Annotated in this window: 21 protein-coding genes; 10 read left to right on the forward strand and 11 right to left on the reverse strand. The window is 77.1% G+C overall.

All coding sequences use genetic code 11. The features are described from left to right. Positions 1-70: 70 nt before the first annotated feature. Positions 71-460 (reverse strand): VOC family protein, encoded by a 390-nt coding sequence (locus FB586_RS12070; protein WP_136519634.1) that lies wholly within the window; start codon positions 458-460, stop codon positions 71-73. A 198-nt stretch (positions 461-658) separates the two neighbouring features. Between FB586_RS12070 and FB586_RS12075 the strand changes: the two genes are divergently transcribed. Further along, positions 659-1,735 carry a sigma-70 family RNA polymerase sigma factor gene (locus FB586_RS12075; protein WP_246036714.1) on the forward strand — a complete coding sequence of 359 codons (1,077 nt, stop codon included), beginning with the start codon at positions 659-661 and terminating at the stop codon, positions 1,733-1,735. Between the two features lie 97 nt (positions 1,736-1,832). On the opposite strand, the gene FB586_RS12080 is transcribed toward FB586_RS12075, so the two are convergent. Further along, positions 1,833-3,881 carry a pectate lyase family protein gene (locus FB586_RS12080; RefSeq protein ID WP_136519529.1) on the reverse strand — a complete coding sequence of 683 codons (2,049 nt, stop codon included), beginning with the start codon at positions 3,879-3,881 and terminating at the stop codon, positions 1,833-1,835. A gap of 120 nt (positions 3,882-4,001) precedes the next feature. After that, a complete protein-coding gene (locus FB586_RS12085) occupies positions 4,002-5,249 on the reverse strand; it encodes a sugar ABC transporter substrate-binding protein (RefSeq protein ID WP_136519530.1) in 1,248 nt (415 codons plus the stop codon). A gap of 241 nt (positions 5,250-5,490) precedes the next feature. On the opposite strand from FB586_RS12085, the gene FB586_RS12090 reads away from it, so the two are divergent. Together FB586_RS12090 and FB586_RS12095 are read left to right on the forward strand one after the other, a co-directional pair. Then, positions 5,491-6,126, forward strand: coding sequence for a CYTH domain-containing protein (locus FB586_RS12090; protein WP_136519531.1), 636 nt, complete (start codon positions 5,491-5,493; stop codon positions 6,124-6,126). Between the two features lie 50 nt (positions 6,127-6,176). Continuing rightward, positions 6,177-7,133 carry a VOC family protein gene (locus FB586_RS12095; protein ID WP_136519532.1) on the forward strand — a complete coding sequence of 319 codons (957 nt, stop codon included), beginning with the start codon at positions 6,177-6,179 and terminating at the stop codon, positions 7,131-7,133. Between the two features lie 34 nt (positions 7,134-7,167). Here the strand turns inward: FB586_RS12095 and FB586_RS12100 are convergent, their stop codons facing one another. From FB586_RS12100 to FB586_RS12130, 7 genes are all read right to left on the reverse strand, one after another. Continuing rightward, positions 7,168-8,004: an energy-coupling factor transporter transmembrane component T family protein gene (locus tag FB586_RS12100; RefSeq protein ID WP_136519533.1), complete on the reverse strand. Its 837-nt coding sequence runs from the start codon at positions 8,002-8,004 to the stop codon at positions 7,168-7,170. After that, positions 8,001-9,644: an ABC transporter ATP-binding protein gene (locus tag FB586_RS12105; protein WP_168800538.1), complete on the reverse strand. Its 1,644-nt coding sequence runs from the start codon at positions 9,642-9,644 to the stop codon at positions 8,001-8,003. Before FB586_RS12105 ends, FB586_RS12100 begins: the two co-directional genes overlap by 4 nt. Beyond that, positions 9,641-10,339, reverse strand: coding sequence for an ECF transporter S component (locus FB586_RS12110; RefSeq protein ID WP_246036715.1), 699 nt, complete (start codon positions 10,337-10,339; stop codon positions 9,641-9,643). The genes FB586_RS12105 and FB586_RS12110 overlap by 4 nt, the downstream gene beginning before the upstream one ends. Continuing rightward, positions 10,336-11,022, reverse strand: coding sequence for a YkoF family thiamine/hydroxymethylpyrimidine-binding protein (locus FB586_RS12115; protein ID WP_136519535.1), 687 nt, complete (start codon positions 11,020-11,022; stop codon positions 10,336-10,338). The genes FB586_RS12110 and FB586_RS12115 overlap by 4 nt, the downstream gene beginning before the upstream one ends. Before the next feature lie 359 nt (positions 11,023-11,381). Beyond that, the gene (locus FB586_RS12120; RefSeq protein WP_168800539.1) at positions 11,382-11,741 is read right to left on the reverse strand and encodes a DUF6841 family protein; all 360 of its coding nucleotides are present in this window, start codon (positions 11,739-11,741) and stop codon (positions 11,382-11,384) included. 63 nt (positions 11,742-11,804) lie between these two features. Further along, positions 11,805-12,725 (reverse strand): CHAD domain-containing protein, encoded by a 921-nt coding sequence (locus FB586_RS12125; RefSeq protein ID WP_168800540.1) that lies wholly within the window; start codon positions 12,723-12,725, stop codon positions 11,805-11,807. After that, the gene (locus FB586_RS12130) at positions 12,722-13,819 is read right to left on the reverse strand and encodes a glutathione S-transferase family protein (protein WP_187697868.1); all 1,098 of its coding nucleotides are present in this window, start codon (positions 13,817-13,819) and stop codon (positions 12,722-12,724) included. The genes FB586_RS12125 and FB586_RS12130 overlap by 4 nt, the downstream gene beginning before the upstream one ends. 228 nt (positions 13,820-14,047) lie before the next feature. Here FB586_RS12130 and FB586_RS12135 point away from each other — a divergent pair, with 228 nt between their 5' ends. The 3 genes from FB586_RS12135 to FB586_RS12145 all read left to right on the forward strand — a co-directional run bounded on the left by FB586_RS12135 (position 14,048) and on the right by FB586_RS12145 (position 17,581). Further along, positions 14,048-15,802 (forward strand): hypothetical protein, encoded by a 1,755-nt coding sequence (locus FB586_RS12135; RefSeq protein ID WP_246036716.1) that lies wholly within the window; start codon positions 14,048-14,050, stop codon positions 15,800-15,802. Between the two features lie 72 nt (positions 15,803-15,874). Then, positions 15,875-16,711 (forward strand): aldo/keto reductase, encoded by an 837-nt coding sequence (locus FB586_RS12140; RefSeq protein ID WP_136519538.1) that lies wholly within the window; start codon positions 15,875-15,877, stop codon positions 16,709-16,711. 93 nt (positions 16,712-16,804) lie between these two features. Next, positions 16,805-17,581, forward strand: a complete 777-nt coding sequence (locus FB586_RS12145; protein WP_136519539.1) for an LLM class F420-dependent oxidoreductase — start codon at positions 16,805-16,807, stop codon at positions 17,579-17,581. On the opposite strand, the gene FB586_RS12150 is transcribed toward FB586_RS12145, so the two are convergent. Beyond that, a complete protein-coding gene (locus FB586_RS12150; RefSeq protein ID WP_136519540.1) occupies positions 17,538-18,044 on the reverse strand; it encodes an SRPBCC family protein in 507 nt (168 codons plus the stop codon). The two genes, FB586_RS12145 and FB586_RS12150, sit on opposite strands and share 44 nt — an antisense overlap. Positions 18,045-18,111: 67 nt before the next feature. Here FB586_RS12150 and FB586_RS12155 point away from each other — a divergent pair, with 67 nt between their 5' ends. From FB586_RS12155 to FB586_RS12170, 4 genes are all read left to right on the forward strand, one after another. Beyond that, the gene (locus tag FB586_RS12155) at positions 18,112-19,986 is read left to right on the forward strand and encodes a metallophosphoesterase family protein (protein WP_246036717.1); all 1,875 of its coding nucleotides are present in this window, start codon (positions 18,112-18,114) and stop codon (positions 19,984-19,986) included. Positions 19,987-20,104: 118 nt separating this feature from the next. Further along, the gene (locus tag FB586_RS12160; protein WP_136519542.1) at positions 20,105-21,667 is read left to right on the forward strand and encodes a D-alanyl-D-alanine carboxypeptidase family protein; all 1,563 of its coding nucleotides are present in this window, start codon (positions 20,105-20,107) and stop codon (positions 21,665-21,667) included. Between the two features lie 18 nt (positions 21,668-21,685). After that, positions 21,686-22,378 (forward strand): metal-dependent transcriptional regulator, encoded by a 693-nt coding sequence (locus FB586_RS12165; RefSeq protein ID WP_136519543.1) that lies wholly within the window; start codon positions 21,686-21,688, stop codon positions 22,376-22,378. Between the two features lie 67 nt (positions 22,379-22,445). After that, positions 22,446-23,690, forward strand: coding sequence for an MFS transporter (locus tag FB586_RS12170; RefSeq protein ID WP_136519544.1), 1,245 nt, complete (start codon positions 22,446-22,448; stop codon positions 23,688-23,690). Positions 23,691-23,720: the final 30 nt, after the last annotated feature.

Consider the following 23,720-nt stretch of genomic DNA (forward strand, 5'->3'; position numbering starts at 1 on the left):
GGGCGGCGCGGTCCGGGCGGCCTCGACCGGCCGCCGTCGGGGCCGCCGGGTCGCGGTGGTCGCGGTCCCGTCAGGCGTCGGCGAGGTCCATGTGCAGGATCTCCCACACGTGCCCGTCCGGGTCCGCGACCGAGCGCCCGTACATCGGCCCGTCGGCCTGCGCCGCCCGGAACTCGGTGCCCCCGGCGGCGAGCGCCCGCTCGACGAACGCGTCGACCTCGGCCCGCGAGGCCGCCGACAGGCAGTTGAGCACCTGCGTGCTCGTGCGGGCGTCGGCGACGGGCAGGGGCGTGAACGCGGCGAACCGCTCGTGGTCGAGCAGCATCACGCAGATGGTGTCGGAGACGACGACGCTGACGACGTGCTCGTCCGAGAACATCTCGTTGACGGGGAAGCCGAGCGCCTCGTAGAACGCGCGCGCCGCCGGCAGGTCGTGCACCGGCAGGTTGACGAAGATCATGCGGTCCACGCGGGCTCCTCGGGGTCGGGCCTGTCCCACGGCGCCGGCGCGCGTGGCGGTCAGGGCCGTGACGCGGCGCACGTCCGTCGCGTCACCGGTACCGACCGGGGCCCCGCGCCGGACTCATCGGGTCGCGCCCGGCCGACGCGGCCGGCCGCGGGGTTCCGGGCTGTCGGGGGTCGTCGCTACCGTCGTCGTGTGACCACGACCACACCTCACGAGGCACGCGTCCCGGCGTCCGCCGCCGCGACCGTCACGCCCGCCGCCGGCCCCGGCGGCACCGAGCTGTCGGAGGAGGAGTTCACCGCGCGGCTGGCACCGCTGCGGCGCGAGATCCTCGCCCACTGCTACCGCATGACCGGGTCGGTCCACGACGCGGAGGACATGCTCCAGGAGACGTACCTGCGGGCGTGGCGCGCCATGCGCGGGTTCGAGAACCGGTCGTCGCTGCGGACGTGGATGTTCCGCATCGCCACCAACACCTGCCTCACCCACCTCGAGGGCCGCAAGCGCCGCCCGCTGCCGACGGGCATCGGCGCACCGCCGGCCGACCCGCGCGACCAGCCGCGGGAGGACACGAGCGTCCCGTGGCTCGAGCCGCTGCCCGACGCGCTCGTCTGGTCGACGGCTCCGGCCGATCCGGCCGACACGGCGGTGGGCCGCGACACCGTCCGGCTCGCGTTCGTCGCGGCGCTGCAGCACCTCACGGCGCAGCAGCGTGCGGTGCTGCTGCTGCGCGACGTGCTCGCGTGGTCCGCGGCCGAGGTCGCGGACGCGCTCGACCTGTCCGTGGCCGCGGTGAACTCGACGCTGCAGCGGGCGCGCGCGCACATGGCGAACGTGCAGGACGAGCCGCCGCTCGAGCCGACCGACCCGCGGCACCGCGAGCTGCTCGCGCGGTACGTCGCGGCGTTCGAGGCGTACGACGTCGCCGCCATCGTCGAGCTGCTCGCCGCCGACGTCGTGTGGGAGATGCCGCCCTTTCCCGGCTGGTACCAGGGCCCGGCGGCCGTGGGGGAGCTCATCGCGACCTGGTGCCCGGCGACGGGGCCGGGCTCGATGCGGCTGCTGCCCACGTCCGCGAACGGGCTGCCCGCCTACGGGCTCTACATGCGCGGTGCGGACGGCGTGCACCGGCCGTTCCAGGTGCAGCAGGTGACGCTGGGCGAGGACGGCGTGCGGCACGTGACGGTCTGGTTCGGCGAGGCGCTGTTCGCACGGTTCGGGCTGCCGGCCGAGCTGGGCCCGCAGGAGGGCGCCGCGCCGGCTCGCTGACGGACCGGCCCCCGGGCCGGACGGCACCGGTCCCCGCGGCTCGTGCGCCACGGGGACCGGTGCTCGTGCGTGCCGGTCGGGGCCGGCGACCGACGTGTCAGCCTCGCACCGTGATCTGCAGCGGCGCGCTCTCGGTGCTGCCCGCGGCGTTCGTCAGACGGGCGACGAGCGTGTGCGTGCCGGGTGCCAGGCCCGTCAGCGTCGTCGTGGCGCGCTGGCGGTGCGGCGTCGCGGCGACCAGCTCCTGCCGGTCGGCCTCGGCGCCGTCGACCAGCAGGACGTACTCCGTGGCGTTGGTGCCCCACCACAGCGTGGTCGTCACGGTCACCGAGCCGTCGACGACGCGGCCGGCCGTCACCGTCGGGCGAGCCGGTGCGGCGTCCCGCACCGTGACGGTCAGCGGCGCCGACCGTGCCGTGCCCCACGGGTTCAGCACCTCGGCCACGTACGTGTACGTGCCGTCCGCCTTGCCCGTGACGTCCAGCCGCGCGGTCTGCCGGTCCGGCGAGCGTCCGTCGAGCCACTGCGCGTCCACGAGCACGTCGTTCTCGTAGAACCGGACCACCGTGGCGTTCTGACCCCACCACAGGGTCGAGGTGACGGTGTAGGCGCCGTCGTGCAGTCCGGTGTCCCACCCGTTGTCGTGCGACAGGCGGGGGGCGTCGGGCGCCCGGGACGCGACGGGCGTCCCCGAGGGGAGCGTCGCGCCCGCACCCGCGCGCACCGTCGCGGCGACCTCCTCGGTGGGCTGCACCTGCGGGTCGTAGTGGTCGGACGGGGTCCAGCGCGCGGTGTCGGCGAGCGGCCGCGGCGCGGTCGCGTTGAACGCGGCGACCAGGTCCACCTCCCGGCCGTTCACGAGCGTCCCCGTCTCCCGCAGCTGCGTGCCCTTCCACTCGGCGACGACGCGCGCCGGGTCGACGCCCTCGGCGAGCTCGACCGCGTTGTTCTCCGCGACGATGCTCGACTCGATGCCGGCACCCCAGTAGTAGGAGAACAGGCCGGGCCGCGTCTGCTCGTACAGGTTGTTGTAGACGTGCACGTCGCCGAACCGCACGCGGGGGGCACGCTGGCCGACGTCGGTCCACCGGTTGTGGTGGTACGTCACGCGGTGCTGGCCGCGGTCCTGCAGCCGCGAGTCCGACGACCCGACGATGCTCGTCTTGTCGTGGTCGGCGAAGTGGCTCCACGACACCGTGACGAGGTCGGAGCCGTGCGTGACGTCGAGGAGGCCGTCGTGCACCTCGTACGGGCGGCCGTACACGGTCGGCAGGGAGGCCGGCGGGTGCTCGCCGTCGTCGAGCGTCAGGTGGTCGGCCCACACGCTCGTCGAGGTCCAGACCGAGAGGTTGTCGTAGGCGGAGTTCCAGTTGCCCGTCTCGCCGTCGCCCGGGTCCCACTGGGGGAAGCAGTCGTAGGCGTCGGACAGGGTCAGGTTGCGGACGATGACGTTGGACGCGTCACGGATGCGCAGGTTGGCGCCGACGATGCGGGCGTCGTCCCCGACGCCGACGATCGTCACGTTCGACCCCACGTGCTGCTGCGTCTGCCGGGCCTGGACGGTGGCGGCGGCGACGCGGGCGTCCTCGAGCGGACCGCTCGGGTCCTCGCGGCCCCAGGGCCCGGAGGGGTCGTAGTGCGCGACGTAGTCGTCCATCGAGAACGGCGCGCCGGTGCCGGCGACGGTCACCTGCGCGGCGAAGTCGTCGCAGGTCAAGCGCGTGCCGTCGGCCTGGGTGAAGGCGTCGAGGGTGCCCCGGACGTAGACGATCCGGGGCGTGGTGCTGCGACGCGCGTCGGTCTGCGAACCGCCGGGACGGCCGGCGAGGGCGTCGCGCAGCTCGGGCCACGTGTCGACGACGTACACCTCGGCGGGGTCGGCGGCGGCACCGCCGGTCGTGCCCGTCGCCTGGACGACGCGTCCGTCGGGCCGCGTCGTCCCGGACCAGGAGGCCCAGCCGTCGCCGGCGGGCAGGACCTCGCGGCCCAGGTCGCGCGCCTGGGGCGCGGGCGAGGGGGGTGCGGCCGCGGCCGGGGCCGCGGCGAGCGCGGGGGCGAGCGTCCCGACGAGTGCCGCGGCGAGCAGGGTGCGGACCGGTCGGGACAGGGGAGAGGTGGTCCGTGCGGACCCGGGGACAGGGGGCATGCCGGGACTCCTTCGTCGCGGTGGCCGCGCCGAGAAACCGGTTTCTCGACGTCGCTCCCGAGCCTCGCACGGCCGCGCCGGGAAGCGCAATCCCTCCGGCGGCCGACGAGCCTGCGTGTCTCAGCCGTCGGCGAGCGACGCCTCGATGCCGGCGACCATGCCGTCCCACAGCGCCGCCGGGTCGCCCGCGCGTGCCACGAGCTGGTGCTCGACCGCGCCCCAGAAGGACCACACGGCGGACATCTGCGGGATCGCCGGCATGGGGGCGCCCTCGGCGCCGGCCGCGGCGAAGCCCTGCAGCACGGGGTCCTCGTCGAAGCCCTCGACCGCGGCCAGCAGCGCGGGCGCCCGCCCGGTGTCCTGCGCGATGCGGGCCTGCACGTCCTGCGCCGCCAGCGCCTGGGCGAACGCGACCGCCTCCGGCTCGCGGAACGTCGTCGCCGAGACGAAGGCCGCCTGCACGCCGACGAAGGGCCGGGCGGGCTCGGGCCCCGCGGGCGGCACCGGCAGCACGGTGACGTCGAGCCCGGCCTCGAGGAAGGCCGGCACGTTCCACGGGCCCGTGACGACGAACGGCGCGCGGCCCGCCTCGAACGTCTCGCGTGCCACGTCGGCGTCGACCGCCGGGTCGAGGACGCCGCGCTCGCCCAGGGTGCCCAGGTAGGCGGCGAAGGCGCGCCCGCCCTCCCCGCCGAGCGCGAGCTCGGGGGTGTACGAGCCGGTCTCGTCGGTACGGAAGACGGGTGCGTCGAACGACGTCTGCAGCGGGTACAGGTGGTAGGGGTCGCTCGCGGCCTCGGTCTGCTGCAGCAGCAGCGGGCGGTCGGCCATCCCGGCGGCCACGAGCCGCCGGCCCTCCTCGACCGCCTCGTCGAACGTCACCGGGGTCAGCGTGGTGAGGGCGTCGTTGCGCACGAGCGCGACGTTCTCGGTCGACAGCGGGACGCCGTGCACCTCGCCGTCGTAGGTCACGGCCTGCACGGCCGCGGGGGCGAAGGCGTCCGGGTCCGGCAGGTCGACGGGCGCCACCCCGCCCTGCGCGACCAGCTCGCCCAGCCAGTCGTGCGGACCCACGAGGACGTCGGGCGCACGACCGCTCGTCATCGCGGTCAGGTACGCCTGGCGCAGCTCGTCGTTGGGGTGCCCCTCGACGTCGACCTCCACCCCGGTGGACGCGGTGTGCTCCGCGGCGAGCGCGCGGAAGGTGGCGAGCCGGTCCTCGTCGGTCCACACGGTCAGCCGCACGGTGTCGGCCGTGGGCTCGGCCTGCGGGGCGGGCGCCCCGCAGGCCGAGGCGAGCAGCGCGGTGCCGACGGTCACGGCGGCGAGGGCGGCGCGGGTGCGCGGGCGGGCTGCGGGCGGCTGCATGGGGACTCCTTCGTCGCAGGGCTGCGGCGCGACCGTAGGGGGAGGGGTCACGCGCTTGCAAGGCGCTGCTGCAACTTGCAGCAAGATCGTGCTGGGGTGTCGCTCGAAGGGATCAGGCGTCGTCACCCGGGCGCCGGGCGGCGGCGCGGGGGTGCCTGCGCGCCTCCCGGGCGCGCCCGGTCGCTAGCGTGGTGCCCGACGGGCGCGCGCCGGGCGCGCGGTCACCGGCGGACGGGCGGACATGAGCGACACCGGGTACGGCGACTTCGAGTTCGAGCGGCGCTTCCTCGCGCGGGACGTGCCGGCGGAGCTGCTGGAGGCCGCGCCGGCGCTCATCGTGCAGAGCTACTACCTGGCCGACGGCGGGTACGCGCTGCGCGTGCGCGCGCAGGCGTCGTCGGTCGACGTCCCCGTGGACACCCGCCTCGACGAGGTGACGCTCCTCGAGCGCTTCGCCGACCGGGTCGACTTCTGCGCCGTGACCGTCAAGGGGCCGATGGCGGGGGGCACCCGCTACGAGGCCGAGCGGGAGATCGACCCGCAGGTGGGCGTCGAGATGGTCCGGCGCGGCGGGGCGCGCGTCGCCAAGCTCCGGCACGCGGTGTGGCTCGGCGACGACGGCTGGGTCGTCGACGTATTCGCCGGCGGCAACGCGCCGCTGCTCGTCGCGGAGGTGGAGCGGGGCGGCCCGGTGACCGACCTCGCGATCCCGTCGTTCTGCCTCACCGAGGTCACCGAGGACGCGCGGTTCTCCAACGACTCCCTCGCGCTCGCGCCCTTCGGCGGCTGGGCGGAGGCGTACGAGGCCGAGCTCGCGCGGACGGGCCCGCGCTTCCTGCCGGGGTTCGGGCACGACCACCGCATGTCGGGGACCTGACGAACTAGTTGAGCCTTGAACTGTTGAAGCCTCAACCGTAGGGTGGAGGGATGTCCACCGCACCCCGGCCCGGCACCGGTCCGGCGCCGCTGCCCGCCCGCCGCTCCGCGTCCGAGCCCATCGCCGCCGGCACCGCGATGGACGCCGTGACCCTGCTGGTCGGCGATCTCGACCTCCAGCTGCGCTACTACCGGGACGTCCTGGGCCTGCAGGTCGTCGAGCGGCCCGGGGAGCGCTTCGCCGGCGAGGCCGGCGGCGCCGGGCCGACCCGCGTCGCGCTGGGCCGGCGCGGCGTCCCGCTCGTCGTGCTCCAGCACGCCGCGGACCTGCCGCCGCGCACGCGTGGGTCCGCCGGCCTGTTCCACACCGCGCTGCTCTTCGAGGACCGCGCCGGGCTCGCCGCGGCCCTCGCCTCGGTCGCGCGGCACGCCCCGCACACCTACGTCGGCTCGGCCGACCATCTCGTCTCGCTCGCGTTCTACCTCACCGACCCCGAGGGCAACGGCGTCGAGCTCTACTGGGACCGCGCCCGCGACCGGTGGCGGCGCACGCCCGACGGAGGCGTCGTCATGGACTCCCTGCGGCTCGACCCGCAGGACTTCCTCGCCGAGCACCTGGCGCACGCCGAGCCGGGCGACGACCCGGCCGTGGTCGGCCACGTCCACCTGCAGGTCGGCGACGTCGCCGGAGCGCGGGCGTTCTACGTCGACGCCCTCGGCTTCGACGTCACGGCCGAGTGGCACGGCGCGCTCTTCGTCTCCGCCGGCGGGTACCACCACCACCTGGCGATGAACACGTGGGGCACCGCGGGCGCCGGTCCGCGCGCGTCGTCGCTCGGGCTGGGCGAGGTCCGGGTCGTCGTGCCGACGGCGGACGACCTCGGTGCGCTGCGCGAGCGCGTCCGGTCGGCGGGCGTCGTCCCGGACGACGACGGGGCGACGCTGCGCTTCGAGGACCCGTGGCGCAACGTCGTGCGCGTGAGCGCCGGGGAGGCGCACGCGGTCTGACCGGCGCGGGAGCGGGGCGGGGCACCGCTCCGCCTCATCCGCCCACCGACGCCCACGTCTCCAGCAGGCCCAGGCGCCACAGGACCGCGCCGACCACCACCGTCGTGCCGACCGCGACGGCCGCGAGCACGGCGTCACCCGCGCCGAGGCGCGCCGGCCGGTGCACCGTGCGAGGGCCGCTCCCGACGCCCCGTGTCTCCAGCGTCACGGCCATCTGCTGCGCCTGCCGGAGCGTCACCACGAGCAGCGTGAACGCCGCGCGGACCAGCAGGTCCGGCGAGGTGGGCAGGGCGCCCGCCCGGGTCGGACGCGGACCGGGCAGGCGCGCGGCCTGCGCTTGTCGCACCGCGACCCACCGCGCGGGGAGCTGCTCGAGGACGCGGTGCGCCGCGAGCAGCGCCGCCGCCCCCCGGGCCCCGAGCCGCGCGTGCCGGTGCAGGCTCGCCACGAGCCGCACCGGGTCGAGGGACGCCGCGACGACGACCGCGAGCGTGCCGACCAGCACCGTGCGCAGCGCCAGGCCCGTGCCGACGAGCACACCGACGTCCGTCACGGTGAGGCCCGCGACCCGGGCCACGGGCGCGCCCGGCCGCGTCACCAGGTTCACGGCGAGCACCGACAGCGCGAACGGCCCGAACGACGCGAGCCCGCGTGCCAGCGTCGACCACGGCACGGCGGCGGCACGGGCCGCTGCCACGGTCAGCACGAGCAGGGTGAGCGGCGTCCACGGGTCGACCGGCACGAGCAGGAGCAGCGAGACCACGAGCAGGGTCGCGAGCACGACGGTCGGGTCGCGACGTGCGAGCGCCGTCCGGCGTGCACGCGGCGCCGCCCGTCCGTCCGGGGACGCCCCCGCGGGGGCCGCGCTCACGGCCCCACCCCGGCCGGGGCACCGGCCCGCACCGTCGCGGCGGCGACACCGGCGAGGACACCCGCCGCCCCCCGACCGTCGGCCAGCGCGGCGCGCACCGCCGGCGGCAGGGGGAGGCCGGCGCCGGCGAGGACGCCCGACCGCAGGACCGCCTCGACGGGCCCGTGGGCGAGGGCGCGCCCGTCGCGCAGCACCAGCACGTCGTCGGCCACCTCCGCGACGAGGCGGACGTCGTGCGTCACCAGCACCACCCCCCGGCCCTCGTCCGCCAGCCCGCGCAGCGACACGGCGCACGAGCGCCACGTCGCCCGGTCCTGGCCGAAGGTCGGCTCGTCCGCGAGCACGACCTCGTGGTCGCACACCGTCACCGACGCGAGCGCGAGCCGGCGCTGCTGCCCGCCGGACAGCCGGAACGGGTCGGCGCCGGCGACCGCGGTGAGGCCGTACCGCGCCAGGGCGGCGTCGGCGCGTGCCTCCGCGTCGCGCGCGCCGGCCCGCCGCGGGCCCCACGCGACCTCGTCCCGGACCGTCCGCGCGAGCAGCTGCTGCTCGGGCCGCTGCAGCACGAGGGCCGCACGGCCGCCGCGGACCACGCCGTCCGCGGGCAGCAGACCCGCGAGGGCGAGCAGCAGCGAGCTCTTGCCGGAGCCGTTGAGCCCGACGACGGCGGTCACGCGGCCGGCGCGGACGGCGAGGGACACCCCGTCCAGCACCCGACGTCCGCCGCGGTGCACGACGAGACCCCGCGCCTCCAGGAGGGCCGGTCCCGGGGTCCCGCGCGAGGGGACGGGGGCGGCCTCGACGTCCGCGAGCCGGCGCGCGCCGGACGCCGCGAGCTCCGCGGCCCACGGCAGCCAGGTCCCGAGCGCGGCGAGGTGCCCGCCGGCGTCCCCCAGGACGTCGGCGGTCGGGCCGTCGGCCACGACGCGACCACGGGCACCGAGCACGACGACCCGCTCGGGCAGACCGCCCGTGCCGCCGGGGCCGGCGCCGTCGTGCTCGTCCAGCCGGTGCTCGACGAGCAGGGTGGTGCGGTCCGGGCCCCCGGCGGCTTGGAGGGCGCGGGCCACCCCGGCGGCACCCGCGGGGTCGAGCAGGGCCGTCGGCTCGTCGAGCAGCAGCACGCGGGGACGAGCCGCGAGCACGGCGGCCAGCGCGACCCGCTGTCCCTCCCCGCCCGAGAGCGTGGCCGTCCGCCGGTCGGCGAGGTGGGCGGCGCCGACGGCACGCAGCGCCTCCCTCACGCGCGCGTCGATCTCCGCCGCCGGGACGCCCCGGTGCTCGAGTCCGGACGCGACCTCGTCGGTCACGGTCGGCAGGCACAGCTGCGCCCACGGGTCCTGCGTGAGCGTGCCGACGTCCCGGGCGAGGTGCGCCGTCGTCGTGGTCGGGACGGACGGCCGCCCCGGCCCCGACGGTGCCAGGACGCGCCGGCCGGCCACCTGCACCCGGCCCCACGTCTGGGCGTCGACCTGCTGCGGCACCACTCCCGCGAGCGTGCGCAGCAGAGTGCTCTTGCCGGACCCGGACGCCCCCAGCACGAGGACGTGCTCGCCGGGCCGCACGTCGAGGTCGGTGCCGGCGAGCACGTCGTCGTCCGCGTGCGGCCAGCGCACGCGCAGCCCGCCCACCTCGATCACGCGGGCGCCCCGTCGCCGGCCGCTCCCGTCGCCCGGGCGGGCGCCGCGGCGTCGCGGGCGACCCGGGCCCGCCACGCGCGGCCCAGGGCCGTCTCGTCGAGCACGCCCGTGCGCACGAGCGCGTCCCCCAGCACGCGTGCCAGCAGCCCGCACAGGACGACGCCGCTGACGAGCTGCAGCGCCACCCGCAGCGCGAACAGGTCCTGCAGGTGCCACCCGGACCGGACCATGCCGAGCAGGGTGCTCGCGACGGCCGCGGTGACGCCGCTCAGCACGAACACCCACCAGCCGTAGCGGCGGTACCGGGTCAGCGTGAACGCGAGCTCGGCGCCCGCACCCTGCACGAGACCGACGACGAGGAGCATCGGTCCCACGGGCGACGCCAGGAACGCCACCTCGACGAGCGCGGCCGCCAGCTCGACCACCGCCCCGACCCCCGGCTTGCGGACGATGTACAGCGCCAGCGGGGCGACGACCATCCAGCCGCCGACGAGCACGTGCTGGGCGAGGTCGCCGAACGGTCCCATCGCCAGCTGCAGGGCGCCCCAGGCCTGCACGAGCGCCCAGTACAGGAAGCCGAAGACGGCCGCGAGGACGGTCAGCAGCACGAGCTCGGACAGCGTGAGCCCGCGGCGGGTCCGCACGTCGACGACCGGCGCGTCCACGTCGGCGGGTGCGGCGTCCCGCGCGCTCACCGGGTCACCGCCACGTGCGCCGGGGCCGCGGACGGCGAGCCCACCGAGACGGTCACGTGCGTCACCACGTGCCGCACGTGCTCGCCCGTGCGGGCCCACGCGAGCGCCACGGCGCCCAGCACGTCCGCGAGGTCCCCGTCGAGCCGGGTGACGTAGTGCTCGGGCGTCACGCGCACGCGCGTGCCCGCCTCCTCGACGGCCGCGAGCACCGCGTCCAGGTGCCCGTGGACGCCGAGCGGGTACAGCGCCCAGTGCGCGCTCGCGGGCAGGCCGACCGGTGCGGGCAGCGGCAGGTCCACCGGGGCGAGCGCGACGTCGTCACCGAGGTCGCACGCGACCTCGCCCGGGCAGCCGCGGGACAGGTGCACGTGCGCCACCACGTGCCCGCCCCCACGGGCGACGGCGGCCACGAGCGCGACGACGGCGCGGAGCACGTCGGGCTCGGGTCCGCGCACGAGCGTCGAGACGTCGTCGGTCACCACGTCGACACCCGTGCGGTCGAGCGCGTCGAGGGCCGCGAGGAGCACGGGAGCGAAGTCGTCGCGGTGCGGGTGCACCGACACGCGCGCGCCGACGCCGAGCGCGCAGGCGCGCGCACGGCGGTCGTCGTGCAGGGCGGGGGCGGTGCTCGCGGCGCCGGGGGCGGCGTCGGCGTCGGTGTCGCGGGTGGTGGTGCGGGTCACGGGTCCTCCCGGGGTCGGGCCCCCGGGAAGGACGCAGCCGGGCAGGAGGACGCGCCGTGCCCCGTCGGCACGCGGGCGCGCCCGCCCGTCGCGGACCCGTGCGGGCGCGCGACGGGAGGAGGCGCGCCGCGGGTCGCCGCGACACGAGCCCTGCTCCCTACGCTGGTGCTGACCAGATCAGGTTCCACGGGTCAGCCGGTGGGACGACGGGCGTCCGGCCGGCACTCTCAGCGCTCCTGCGCTCCCCGGGGGCGTGTGGCGCCGACCCTAGCGCGCCCCGCGACGGCGTGACCAGGGTGCCCGGGACGCCGGTCGCGGACGGCCGGCACGCGCGCGCCGCACCTCGCGTGCGTGCAGGGTCAGGACGTCAGCGGCGTGAGGACGGCGATGCGCCACGCGTCGCCGTCCTGGACGAGCTGGTACATGAACCGCTCCGTCCGCCCGTCCCCGTAGCGCCACGTGACGTCGGCCCACACGCTGTGCCCGGTCTCCGCCACGACGCGCACCTCGGACGTGACGTCGTCGACCCCGTCGTACTGCTCCCACGCGCTCGCGAAGAACGCCTCCGTCTGCGAGCGGTCCGCGACCGCCAGCGACTGCGCCGGGAACGCGATGAGCGCCGGCACGGCGTACAGACCCGCCACCGCCGCCGTGTCGCGGGCGAGCAGCCCGCGCCGGTACTCGTCGAAGAACTGGTCCACCTCGGCGCGCTCCGTCATGCCGTCCACGCTACGGAGCCGCCCGCGCCACGGCGCGCCGGGGGCCGGTACGGGCGACCCGTCTCAGCCGAGCCAGCCCCGCCCGCGGCGCGCCCGCTCGATCGCCACGAGGCCCTCCCGCTCGGCGGCGTCGGCCGCCACCTGCGCCAGGGCGTGCAGCCGCCCGTAGGTGAACGCGTTCTCCCCGTCGAGGTGCGCCTGCATCGCCACGCTGCGCAACGACGCCTGGCGGACCCGCGCGTCGTGCTGGTCCCCGAGCGCCGCCTGCACGGCCTGGGCCCGGCGCGCCGAGCGCCGGGCGGGGGAGCCGACGGCGGACGCCGCGACCTCGCTCGCGTACCGGGCACGGCGGGCGTCCTTGCGGGCGGCGTGCAGCGCCTCGTCGCGGCCGGGACCGGGCGCCAGCGCGGTCGCCCGGTCCACGGCGGCGTCGAACCGGCGCCACGCCCGGGCGGCACGACGGGGGAGCAGGCGTTCGGCCGGCTGGTCGGCGCGCGGCCCCGCCGGCAGGTCCTCCGCCAGGGCGGCCAGCGCGGCGAGCAGGCGCCGGTGCTCGCCGGAGGCCAGGTGGGCGTGCAGGTGCTCGAGCGCGGCGGTGCGAGCGGCCCGGCGGTCGTCGTCGACGCGCCGGCGGACCGGACCCACGACCAGCTCCGCCGGCTCCGCGTCGAGCAGGCGCAGCAGCGCGGCGCGCTCGACGTCCGGGTCCCGCACCTCCCCGAGCAGCCGGCCGAGCGTGCGCAGCTGCGTCCGCAGCGGCGCGACGCGCTCCCGGTCGAGCACCGGGTCGAACACGCCGAGCGCGGCGCGCAGGCGCCGGGTCGCCACCCGGGCGTCGTGCACGGCGTCGTCGTCGCCGTCCTCGAGGCCCGGCCCGGCGGCGACCAGCGCCGCGACGCCTGCGGCGACGGCGGCGCGCACGTGCTCGCGCGCGGTGCCGTCGCGTGGCTCGACGGGGGCGTGCGCGAGCTCGGGCGCGCTCACTCCCCGGCCTCGTCGTCGCCCGCCGGACCGTGCCCCGCGGGCACGCGCTCCCCCTGGCGCACCGGCCCGGGCGGCGTCCCGTCGCCGAACGGGCGGCCGCCGAGCGCCTCGCGCCCGTGCGGCGTCAGCCAGCCGGCCAGGAGCGGACCACGGGGCACGATGCCCGACGGGTTGATGTCCCGGTGCACCTCGTAGTAGTGCTGCTTGACGTGGACGAAGTCCACCGTGTCGCCGAAGCCGGGCGTCTGGAACAGGTCGCGCGCGTAGGCCCACAGCACCGGCATCTCGGTGAGCTTCGACCGGTTGCACTTGAAGTGGCCGTGGTACACGGCGTCGAACCGCACGAGGGTCGTGAACAGCCGCACGTCGGCCTCCGTGATGGTGTCGCCCACCAGGTACCGGCGGTCCGCGAGGCGTTCGCTCAGCCAGTCGAGTCCGGCGAACAGGCGGTCGTAGGCGCGCTCGTACGAGCGCTGCGAGCCGGCGAACCCGCACCGGTACACGCCGTTGTTCACCTCGGTGTAGACGCGCTGCGCCACCTCGTCGATCTCGTCCCGGAGCGCGTCGGGGTAGAGGTCCGGCGCCCCCGGGCGGTGGTGCGCCGTCCACTCGGTCTCCAGGTCGAGCGTCATCCGCGCGAAGTCGTTCGTCACGACCATCCCCGACGGCACGTCGACGATCGCCGGGACCGTGATGCCACGCGGGTACTCCGGGTCGCGGCGCAGGTAGGCGTCGCGGATGCGCGGGATGCCCAGCACCGGGTCCACCCCGCCGGGGTCGAGGTCGAAGGTCCAGGACCGCTCGTCGTGCGTCGGGCCGCACACGCCCATCGAGAGCGCGTCCTCCAGGCCCAGCAGGCGCCGCACGATCACGGCGCGGCTGGCCCACGGGCACGCCCGGGACACCACGAGCCGGTACCGCCCCGGCTGGACGGGCCACCCGTCGCGCCCGTCCGCGGTGATCCGGGTGGTGATGTACCGGGTGTCGCGGTCGTAGTCCGCGCCGGGGGTGACGTACACGCCCGGACGGTCGTGCGCGGCCGTGCCCGGCACGTCGGTGCCGGCCGAGGGGGCGGAGGTCGTCGTGTCGTCCACCCGCCGATCATGCCGCGCGTCCGGCCCGCCCGCAGGGGAGCCGTGACCAGCGCGCCTGCGCCCGCCGACGGGTCCGCCTACAGTGGCTGGGCGTCGGCCCGACGCCGGCCGCGGCCGGTGGCCGTGCGAGCAGCGGCACTGCCGCCCGACGACCCGGGAGGGGACCGCGTGCAGCCGGCCCGACCTCAGCCGACCGACCGCCCCCGCACCGCCCGGCACGCCCGGCGGGTGGCCGCCGCCGCGCTCGCGGGCGTGCTCGCGCTCCTCGCGGCGTGCACGGACGGGACGCCGGACGGGTCGGGACGGACGGACGCGGCGACCTCGTCGCCCTCCCCGACGCCCACGGCCGCGACGCTGCAGGCCTCCCCGCCCCCCGCGACCGTGACCGACGACGACGCGGCCGTCGCGGCCGTGCAGACGTCGGCCGCGCTGTTCGCGTCCGCACCGGTCGTCGTGCTCGCGGACGCCGCAGACGTGCCGGGCCAGCTCACGGCCGCCACGGCGGCCGTCGCCGTCGGGGCACCCGTGCTGCTCACCGGCGCCGGTGCCGACGTCGCGGCGGAGGTGGAGCGGCTCGAGCCGCGGGCCGCGCTGGTCGTGGGCGGGGCCGACGCCACCGTCCTGCCCGACGACGTCGACGCCGTCCCGCTGCCCGCCGGCGCGGACGCCGACGCCCTCGCGGACGTCACCGGGCGTCCCGTGGGTGCCGACACGCCCGTCGCCGCCGGCGGGGAGGCCGCCGCCGTGCGCGCGCTCGCCCCGGGGGACGTGGCGGTGCTGCGAGCGGAGGCGGCCGGCGAGGCGCCGGCCGACGGCGGGTCCGGTGACACGGCCACGCCCGCGCCCAGCGGGTCCGCCACCACGCCCGCACCGACCAGTCGGGACGACGGCGACGAGGACGCGCAGGCGCCCGCCCGGCTGCCGGCCACCGCGTCCCCGGCGCCCGGCCCGGCCGTCCTCGGCCTCGTCGCGGGCCCGCAGCCGCTCGCGGCGCTCGCGACCCTGCGCGCCGCGGGCGCCGGCGTCCTCGACGCGCCCGGGGCGGACCCCCGCGCGACGGCGGCGTCCGTCGAGCAGGTCGCGCAGGCGAAGCCGGCCGCCGTCGTCGCGCTGGGCGCGGCGTTCGGGCCGGCCGACCGCCTGGCGCAGCGCGTCGCGACGGCGGCCACGGGCGTGCAGCTGCCCGGCGGCGGCCAGCTCGTGTTCCCCGCGGCCGAGGGGCAGCCCGGCAAGAAGTACGTCGCCCTGTACGGGACGCCCGGCTCCTCGGCGCTGGGCGTCCTCGGCGAGCAGGACGTGCCCGCCACGCTCGCCCGCGCGGAGCAGCACGCGGCGCCGTACCGCACGCTGACGACCGACACCGTGGTGCCGATGGTCGAGATCATCGCGACGATCGCGTCCGCGGGCGCCGGTGACGACGGCGACTACTCCGCCGAGCGCCCCGTGGAGGACCTGCGTCCGCTCGTCGAGGCCGCGGGCGCGGCCGGCACGTACGTCGTCCTGGACCTGCAGCCCGGGCGGACGGACTTCGTCACGCAGGCCCAGCGCTACGCGGACCTGCTCGCGATGCCGCACGTGGGGCTCGCGCTCGACCCCGAGTGGCGGCTCGCCCCGGACCAGGTGCACCTGCGCCAGATCGGGTCGGTGGGCGTCGACGAGGTCAACGCGACGGCCGCCTGGCTCGCGCAGTTCACCCGGGAGCGCGGACTTCCGCAGAAGATGTTCGTGCTGCACCAGTTCCAGCTGCGCATGATCGGCGAGCGGGAGCGGCTGGACACGTCGCACGACGAGCTCGCGACGGTCATCCACGTGGACGGCCAGGGCGGGCAGCCGGCGAAGGCGGGCACGTGGGCGACGCTGCGCGCCGGCGCCCCGCCGGTGCACTGGGGCTGGAAGAACTTCTACGACGAGGACACGCCCATGCTCGACCCGGTGCAGACGTACCAGGTGCAGCCCGTCCCGGACCTCGTCACCTACCAGTGACGGACCGGGCCGGCCGGCGTCGCCGCGTCGTCGGCGTGCGTGCCCCCGCGCGACGCGCCTAGCGTGGCGGGCATGACGGTCCCCACGCGCACCCTCCTCGACGGCCTCGAGCTGCCGGTCATCGGCTTCGGCACCTACCCGCTCAAGGGGCACGACGGCGTGGAGGCGGTGCGCTCCGCGATCGACGTCGGCTACCGGCTCATCGACACGGCGTACAACTACGAGAACGAGGGGTCGGTCGGCGAGGCGGTGCGCCGCAGCGGCGTGCCGCGCGACGAGCTCGTCCTGTCCTCGAAGCTGCCCGGGCGCTACCACCGGCACGACGACGCCGTGCGTGCCGTGCACGAGTCGCTGTTCCGCGCGCACCTCGACCACTGGGACCTCTACCTGATCCACTGGCCGAACCCGAAGCAGGGGCTGTTCGTCGAGGCGTTCGCGACCCTGCTCGAGCTGCAGCAGGCCGGGCTGATCCGCTCCGTCGGGGTGTCGAACTTCCTGCCGGAGCACCTGCACGCGCTGCTCGACGCGACGGGCCGGGTGCCGAGCGTGAACCAGGTGGAGCTGCACCCGTACTTCGTGCAGCGCGAGCAGCGCGCGGCGGACGAGACGCTCGGCGTCGTCACGGAGGCGTGGAGCCCGCTCGGCCGCGGCTCGGACGTGCTCGAGGACCCCACAGTCGTGGACATCGCGCGGGCGCACGGCGTCGGACCGGGCGAGGTGATCCTGCGCTGGGTGACGCAGCTCGGCGCGGTGCCGCTGCCCAAGGCGGCGGACCCCGAGCGGCAGCGGCGCAACCTCGGGGTGCTGTCGTTCACGCTCTCCGACGACGAGGTCGCCGCGATCACCGCGCTGGACCGGCCGGACGGGCGCCTGCAGGACCAGGACCCGGCGGAGTACGAGGAGTTCTGAGGCCCGTCCGCCGTCGTCCGTACCCCGGGAGCGCTCCGCGGGTGCCACGATGACGCGGCGCGTGCGAGCGCGCCCCCGACCGGAGGAGTACCGATGACCGCACCCGTCCGCATCGGCGTCCAGCTGCAGCCGCAGCACGCCGACTACGCCCAGATCCGCGACGCCGTCCTGCGCGCCGAGGACCTCGGGGTCGACGTGATCTTCAACTGGGACCACTTCTTCCCCCTGAGCGGCGACCCCGACGGCAAGCACTTCGAGTGCTGGACGATGCTCGGCGCGTGGGCGGAGCAGACGAGCCGCGTCGAGATCGGCGCGCTCGTCACGTGCAACTCGTACCGCAACCCCGACCTGCTCGCGGACATGGCCCGCACGGTCGACCACATCAGCGGGGGCCGGCTGATCCTGGGCATCGGCGCGGGGTGGTTCGAGCGCGACTACACCGAGTACGGGTACGAGTTCGGCACGGCCGGCACGCGCATCGCCGACCTCGCCGAGGCGATGCCGCGCATCCGGGCGCGGTGGGCCGCGATGAACCCGGCACCGACCCGCGAGATCCCGGTCATGATCGGCGGGGGCGGCGAGCGCAAGACGCTGCGGGTCGTCGCCGAGCACGCCGACATCTGGCACACGTTCGGCGACGTGGAGACGCTGCGGCGCAAGAGCGGGATCCTCGACGAGCACGGCGCGGCCGTCGGCCGGGACACGGCGTCCCTGGTGACGCGCTCGATCGGCGTTGACGGGTCGGACCCCGAGGACGTCGCCGACGAGCTGCTCGCGGCGGGCGTGCGCCTGTTCACGTGCAGCGCCGGCGGACCGGACTACGACCTCACGCGCGCCGAGAAGTGGGTCCGCTGGCGGGACTCTCTCTGACCGTCCGGAGGTAGCGGCGCAGCCCGCGCTCGCCCGCGCGCATCATCGCCGCGTGGGCGAGCGCGAACAGCGGCGCGGCGACCGGGCCGAGCGCGTTCATCCACCGACGCGTCGTGCGCACGCGCCAGGCGATCTCGACGCGGGTCGTGCCCGGAGCCGGCTCGGTCAGGCGCACGTCGGCCCGCCCGTGCAGGTCCCCGTCGGCGTGCACGACGACGCGCCGCGGCGCGTCCGCGTCCCCCACCCGCAGGTCGAGCACCAGGGCGTAGCCGACGGGGGAGCGGAACCGCAGCCGCGCCCGCGAGCCCGTCGCGCCGTCGGCGGCGGGGCGCACGTCGAGCGCCTCCACCCGCGGCCACCAGCGCGGCCAGGTCATGCGCGGGTCGCCCAGGACGTCCCAGCACTCCTGCCGGGACGCGGGCACGTGCCACACCGACCTCAGCTCGTAGGGACGCGCCTGCACCCGCTCGAGAATAGGCTCGGCACCGATGGACGACCTGCGCAGCGCCCCACCCCGGACGGGGGCACCCGTGGGTGACGCACCCTGGTGGCGCCGTCCGGTCCGCCTCCGCAGGCCGCGGCCGTCCACCCTCGTGCTGGCCCTGCTCGCGGTCGTCGCGTCCGTCGTCTTCGGCGTCACGACGGCGTCGGTGCAGGCCTCGCTCGGGCCGCACCTGGCGCGGTACGACGTCACGACGGACAAGACCGTGACGATCGACCTGGGGCCCCTCGGCACGCTGCAGATCGACTCGCCGCTGCCGCTGACCCTCGGCGCGCGCGCCACCGTGCAGGAGATCCCCGCCCAGTTCACGGAGCTCGACGAGGCGACGACGCTGCAGGCGCTCAGCGGGGACCTCGCGTCCTACCTGCAGTTCTTCGGCGGCCCCGAGGCGACCGTGCGGGACGTCGCGACGGCCCTCGCCGCGGACGCCGCCGAGCGGGCGCTGCTGGCGCTCGCGGTCCTGGTGGCCGTGTGGTGGGCGGTCCGGCTGCTCCTGGGTGCCGCCCGCCGTGCGGAGCTCGCCCGTCGCGCCCGCCCGTACCGGCGCCCGGCCGTGGCGGCGGCCCTCGCGCTCGTCCTCGGCACGACCGTCCTCACCTCGAGCGTCGCGGCCCCCGACCGGCCCACCACGAGGACGCTCTCGTCGGCGGTGTTCGACGGCACGCCGCTGGCAGGCGCGCGTGTCACGGGCCGGCTCGGGGGCGTCATCGACACCTACGGCCGGTACGCCGTGGACGCGTGGCGCCAGAACGAGGAGTTCTACGAGCGGGCGGACGACGCCCTCGCGGTGGCGTGGACGCTGTGGGAGGAGGACGCCCGCGCCGCGGCCGACGCGGAGGCGGGCGACGGGCCCACGGACGGACCCACGGACGCGCCGACGGACGCGGCGACCGACGGCCCCCGCGAGGCGGGGACGGCGCCGGACGCCGGCCAGGACTCAGCGGCCGGGGTGGCGGCCGGAGGCGAGCCTGCCGCGGAGGGGGCGTCCGCGCGCCCCCTCGCCGACGCGTCCGCGACGGCGGACGACGAGGAGCCGGTCGACCCGGTCGTCCTCCTCGTCGTCTCCGACCTGCACTGCAACGTGGGGATGGCCCCGCTCGTCGGGTCGCTCGCACGCCTCGCGGACGTGGACGCCGTGCTCGACGCCGGCGACACCACGATGAACGGCACGTCCGTGGAGCAGTACTGCGTCACGTCGTTCGCGCGTGCCGTGCCGTCCGGGGTGCCGCTCGTGACGTCCCCCGGCAACCACGACTCGGCCGAGACGTCGGGCCGGTACGCGCGCGCCGGCGCGACCGTGCTCGGCGGGTCCGTCGTCGACGTCGCGGGCGTGCGCGTCCTGGGCGACCGCGACCCCGCGGAGACGCGCGTGGGCGGCGGCACGACCACCGCCGCCGACGAGTCCCCGGGGGAGGCCGGCCGCCGGCTCGCCGAGGTCGCGTGCGACGCCGGGGACGTCGACCTGCTGCTCGTCCACACGCCGACCGTCGGCGACGAGGCGCTGGAGGACGGCTGCGTCCCGGCGCAGGTGTCGGGCCACTACCACCGGCGGGCGGACCCCGAGCAGGTCGGCGAGGGGATCCGGTACATCAGCTCGAGCACGGCGGGCGCGACGCTCGGCCAGCCGACCGTCGGCCCGCTGCGCGGCGTCGCCGAGCTGACGCTGCTGCGCTTCGACCCCCGCGACCGCCGCTTCCTCGACTGGCAGGTGGTCCAGGTCGCGCCCGACGCGACCGTCCGCGTCCTCGACCGCCGCCCGTGGCCGATGCCGGCGGACGAGACGGAGGACGAGACGGAGGACGAGCCGGGGAGCGGGACCACGTCGCCCGCACCGGACCCCGGCGACCCGGGGGACGACGGGGCGGCCGGCGCGCCGGGCGAGGGCGACCCCCGGGACGGGTGATCCTCGGCCCCCACCGCACGAGGTGCGGCCAGGGGCTTGCGCTCACGGCGGCGAGATGTTGGCCTGGGTCTGCGCCGGACGCCGCAGGGGGCGGTGCGACGGCGCGGGGGAGGAACGCGTGCGCCTGCCGTCCGTCGTCGTGCTCAGCGTGCCGCTGGCGCTCGCGCTCGTCGTCGCCTCGGGCGCGCCGGCGACCGCCGGTCCCGGCGAGGACGTGCTGCGGCCGGGGGAGACGCTCGCGGTCGGACAGGCGCTGCTCGCACCGGGAGGCGCGCACACCCTGGTCCTCGGCGCGAACGGCGCGCTCGGGCTGTACGGGCTCGACGGGACGGTGCGCTGGTCGTCCGGGCGCGGGGTGCCGGGGTCGGTGCTGCGCACGACGGAGGCGGGGGACGTCGAGGTGGTCGCCCCCGACGGTGCCGTCGTGTGGCGCACCGGGACGGCGGCGGCCGGCGGGACGCTGCGGCTGCAGGACGACGGGGACCTCGTCGTCCTGGACGCCGCCGGCGCGGTCGCGTGGCAGAGCGGCACCGCGCAGCAGCCCGCGAGCCGGTCCGGCCCGCTGCGGCTCGAGGCCGGGGACGTGCTGTCCTCGCCGGACGGGCTGCACAACCTGTTCGTCCTGCCCGACGTCGGCGTCCAGCTGATGGGACCGGACGGGACCGTCCGGTGGACACCCGGGGCCGGCGACGAGGACGCGACCGGGACGGCGCCGGCGGCGCCCGCGGTGGCGCTCGAGCTGCGGCGCGACGGGAACCTCGTCGCGGTCGACGAGGAGGGGCGCTGGCTGTGGCGCAGCCGCACCGCCGGGCAGGGCGGGACGACGCTGTCGCTGGGCGACGACGGGAACCTGGTGCTCCTCGACGACGAGGGGGCGCCCGTGTGGTCCTCGGGCACGCCGATCGGCCCGGCCGAGCTCCCGCCCGGCGCGGAGGTGTCCGGGGAGACGGCCCTCGGGTCCCCCTCGGGCCACCTGCGCGTGGGCGTCGAGGACGGCGCGCTCGTCGTCTCCTACGACGGCGAGCCGGTGTGGACGTCGCAGACCACGACGGGCGTGACCGCGCGCATGCAGGCGGACGGCGACCTGGTGCTCGTCGACGCGGCGGGGGCCCCGGTGTGGAGCACCGGGACGCCCGGACGGGCCGGTGCCCGGCTGGTGCTCGAGGAGGCCGCGGTCGTGCTGGTCGGCCCCGTCGGGGAGGTCCTGTGGCAGGTCGCCGTGCCCCCCGAGAGCATCCCCACCGGCACGCAGCCGGCGGACTGCGACCTGGTCGACGGGCCGGTCGCGCAGGGCGACACGGTCGTCACGCGCAGCGGCATCCGCGTCCACCCGTGCCTGGCGGAGGCGGTCGACGCGCTCGTGGAGGCGGCGCGCGCCGACGGCGTGCAGCTGCGCGGCGGCGGATGGCGCAGCCCCGACCAGCAGATCGCCCTGCGCCGCGCGCACTGCGGACCGACGGACTGGCACGTGTACGAGGCGCCGGCGTCGTCCTGCTCGCCGAGCACCGCGCGGCCGGGATCGTCGCGGCACGAGCGGGGCCTCGCGATCGACTTCACGCAGGGCGGGCGAACCCTCGGCTCGGGCTCCGCGGGGTACGCGTGGCTGGTCGAGCACGCGGAGGACTACGGCCTGCAGAACCTGCCCGGCGAGCCGTGGCACTGGAGCGTCGACGGCCACTGACCGCCCTACCCTGGACCCGTGACATCCGACAGCCCCGCCCCGCTGACGGCCGTCGGCCAGGACTACCTCAAGGTCATCTGGGGTGCGCAGGAGTGGTCCGACGCGCCCGTCACGACCAAGCTGCTCGCTGCCCGGCTCGGGGTGGGCCCGTCGACGGTGTCGGAGACGGTCCGCCGGCTCGCGGACGCCGGTCTCGTCACGCACCGCCCGTACGGCGCGGTCGAGCTCACGGACGTCGGGCGTGCGCACGCGGTCGCCATGGTGCGCCGGCACCGGCTCATCGAGACGTACCTGGTGGAGAAGCTCGGGTACGCGTGGGACGAGGTGCACGACGAGGCCGAGGTGCTCGAGCACGCGGTCAGCGACCGGTTCGTCGAGCGCGTCGCGGAGCTGCTCGGCCACCCGGACCGGGACCCGCACGGGGACCCGATCCCCGGTCCGGACGGCTCGGTGCACCTGCCCGCGGCGCGGGTGATGTGGGAGGTCGAGCCGGGGGACTACGTCGTCGCGCGGATCTCGGACGCCGACCCCGAGCTGCTGCGGTACCTCGACGACGTGGGGCTGGTGCTCGACGCCCGCGTGCGCCTCGACGAGCGCCGGGCGGTGACCGGCGTGGTCAGCGTCGCCATCGACGGCGCGCAGCCGGCCCGCGTCGAGCTGGGCGAGGTCGCGGCGAGCGCGATCTGGCTCGCCGCTCCGCTGCCCGCGTAGTCTGGGCCCATCCCCCCGAGCGGTCGACGGCGTCCCTCGGTCCCGCATCGAATCGATCCGAGGCCTCGTGACCGTCACCTCCGCACGCCCTGGGCCGCCCGCGTCCGCCGACGGGTCGCCCGCGCCGTCCGCCGGCGCCCGCACCGCGCTCTTGGCGCTGGCGCTGGGCGGGTTCGGCATCGGCACCACCGAGTTCGCCACGATGGGCCTGCTGCCCGAGATCGCGACCGACCTCGACGTCTCGATCCCCGTCGCCGGCCACGCGATCACCGCGTACGCGCTCGGCGTCGTGCTCGGCGCTCCGACGCTCGCCGCGCTCGGGGCCCGGCTGGACCGCCGCCGCCTGCTGCTCGTGCTCATGGCCGCCTTCACGGTCGGGAACGTGCTCGCGGCGTTCGCGCCGACCGCCGAGACGCTCGTGGCGGCCCGGTTCCTCGCGGGCCTGCCGCACGGCACCTTCTTCGGCGTGGGCGCGGTCGTCGGCACCGCCGTCGTCGGGCCCGAGCGCCGCGGCCGGGCGGTCGCCGCCATGATGGCGGGCCTCACGGTCGCGTGCGCCGTCGGGGTGCCGCTGTCCGCGGTCGTCGGCCACGCCGTCGGGTGGCGGTGGGCCTTCGTCGGCGTCGGCGTGCTCGGCCTCGTCACGCTCGTCGCCCTGCGCGCGTGGACGCCGTCGCTGCCGGCCGCCGCCGGCGCGACCGTGCGGGGCGAGCTCACGGCGCTGCGCAACGGACCGCTCTGGGTGGCCTTCGGGGCCGGCGCCGTCGGCTTCGGCGGCATGTTCGCCGTCTACTCGTACGTCAAGCCGCTGCTCACGGACGTCACCGGCCTCTCCGTGACCGCCGTGCCGCTCGTGCTGGCCCTCTACGGCATCGGCATGACGGCCGGCACGCTGCTCGGCGGCCGGCTCGCCGACCGCTCCGTGCTCGGCACGGTGGTCGGCGGCATGGTCGCCACGATCGCGGTGCTCGTGCTCATCGCGCTGGTCGGCCCGTGGCCCGCGGCCGTGGTGCCCGCGCTCGTGCTGCTCGGGGTGACGTCGCAGGTGCTCGGCCTGGCGCTGCAGACCCGGCTCATGGACGTCTCGCCCGCGGCGCCCTCGCTGGGCGCGGCGCTGTGCCACTCCGCCCTGAACCTCGGCAACGCGGCCGGCGCGTTCCTCGGCGGGCTCGTCATCGCCGGCGGCTGGGGCCTGCTGGCCCCGGCGTGGGTGGGCGCGGGGCTGACCGCGCTCGGCCTCGTCGTCGTGCTCGTCGCGGGCCGCACCCCGGCGCCCGCCGCGGCGCCGGCCGTGGCCGCGGCCCGCGCCTGACCGGCCGGCGCGCGCGTGCCGGCCGGTTGC

The organism is Cellulomonas telluris, from assembly GCF_004886325.1.
Lineage (GTDB): Bacteria > Actinomycetota > Actinomycetes > Actinomycetales > Cellulomonadaceae > Cellulomonas > Cellulomonas telluris.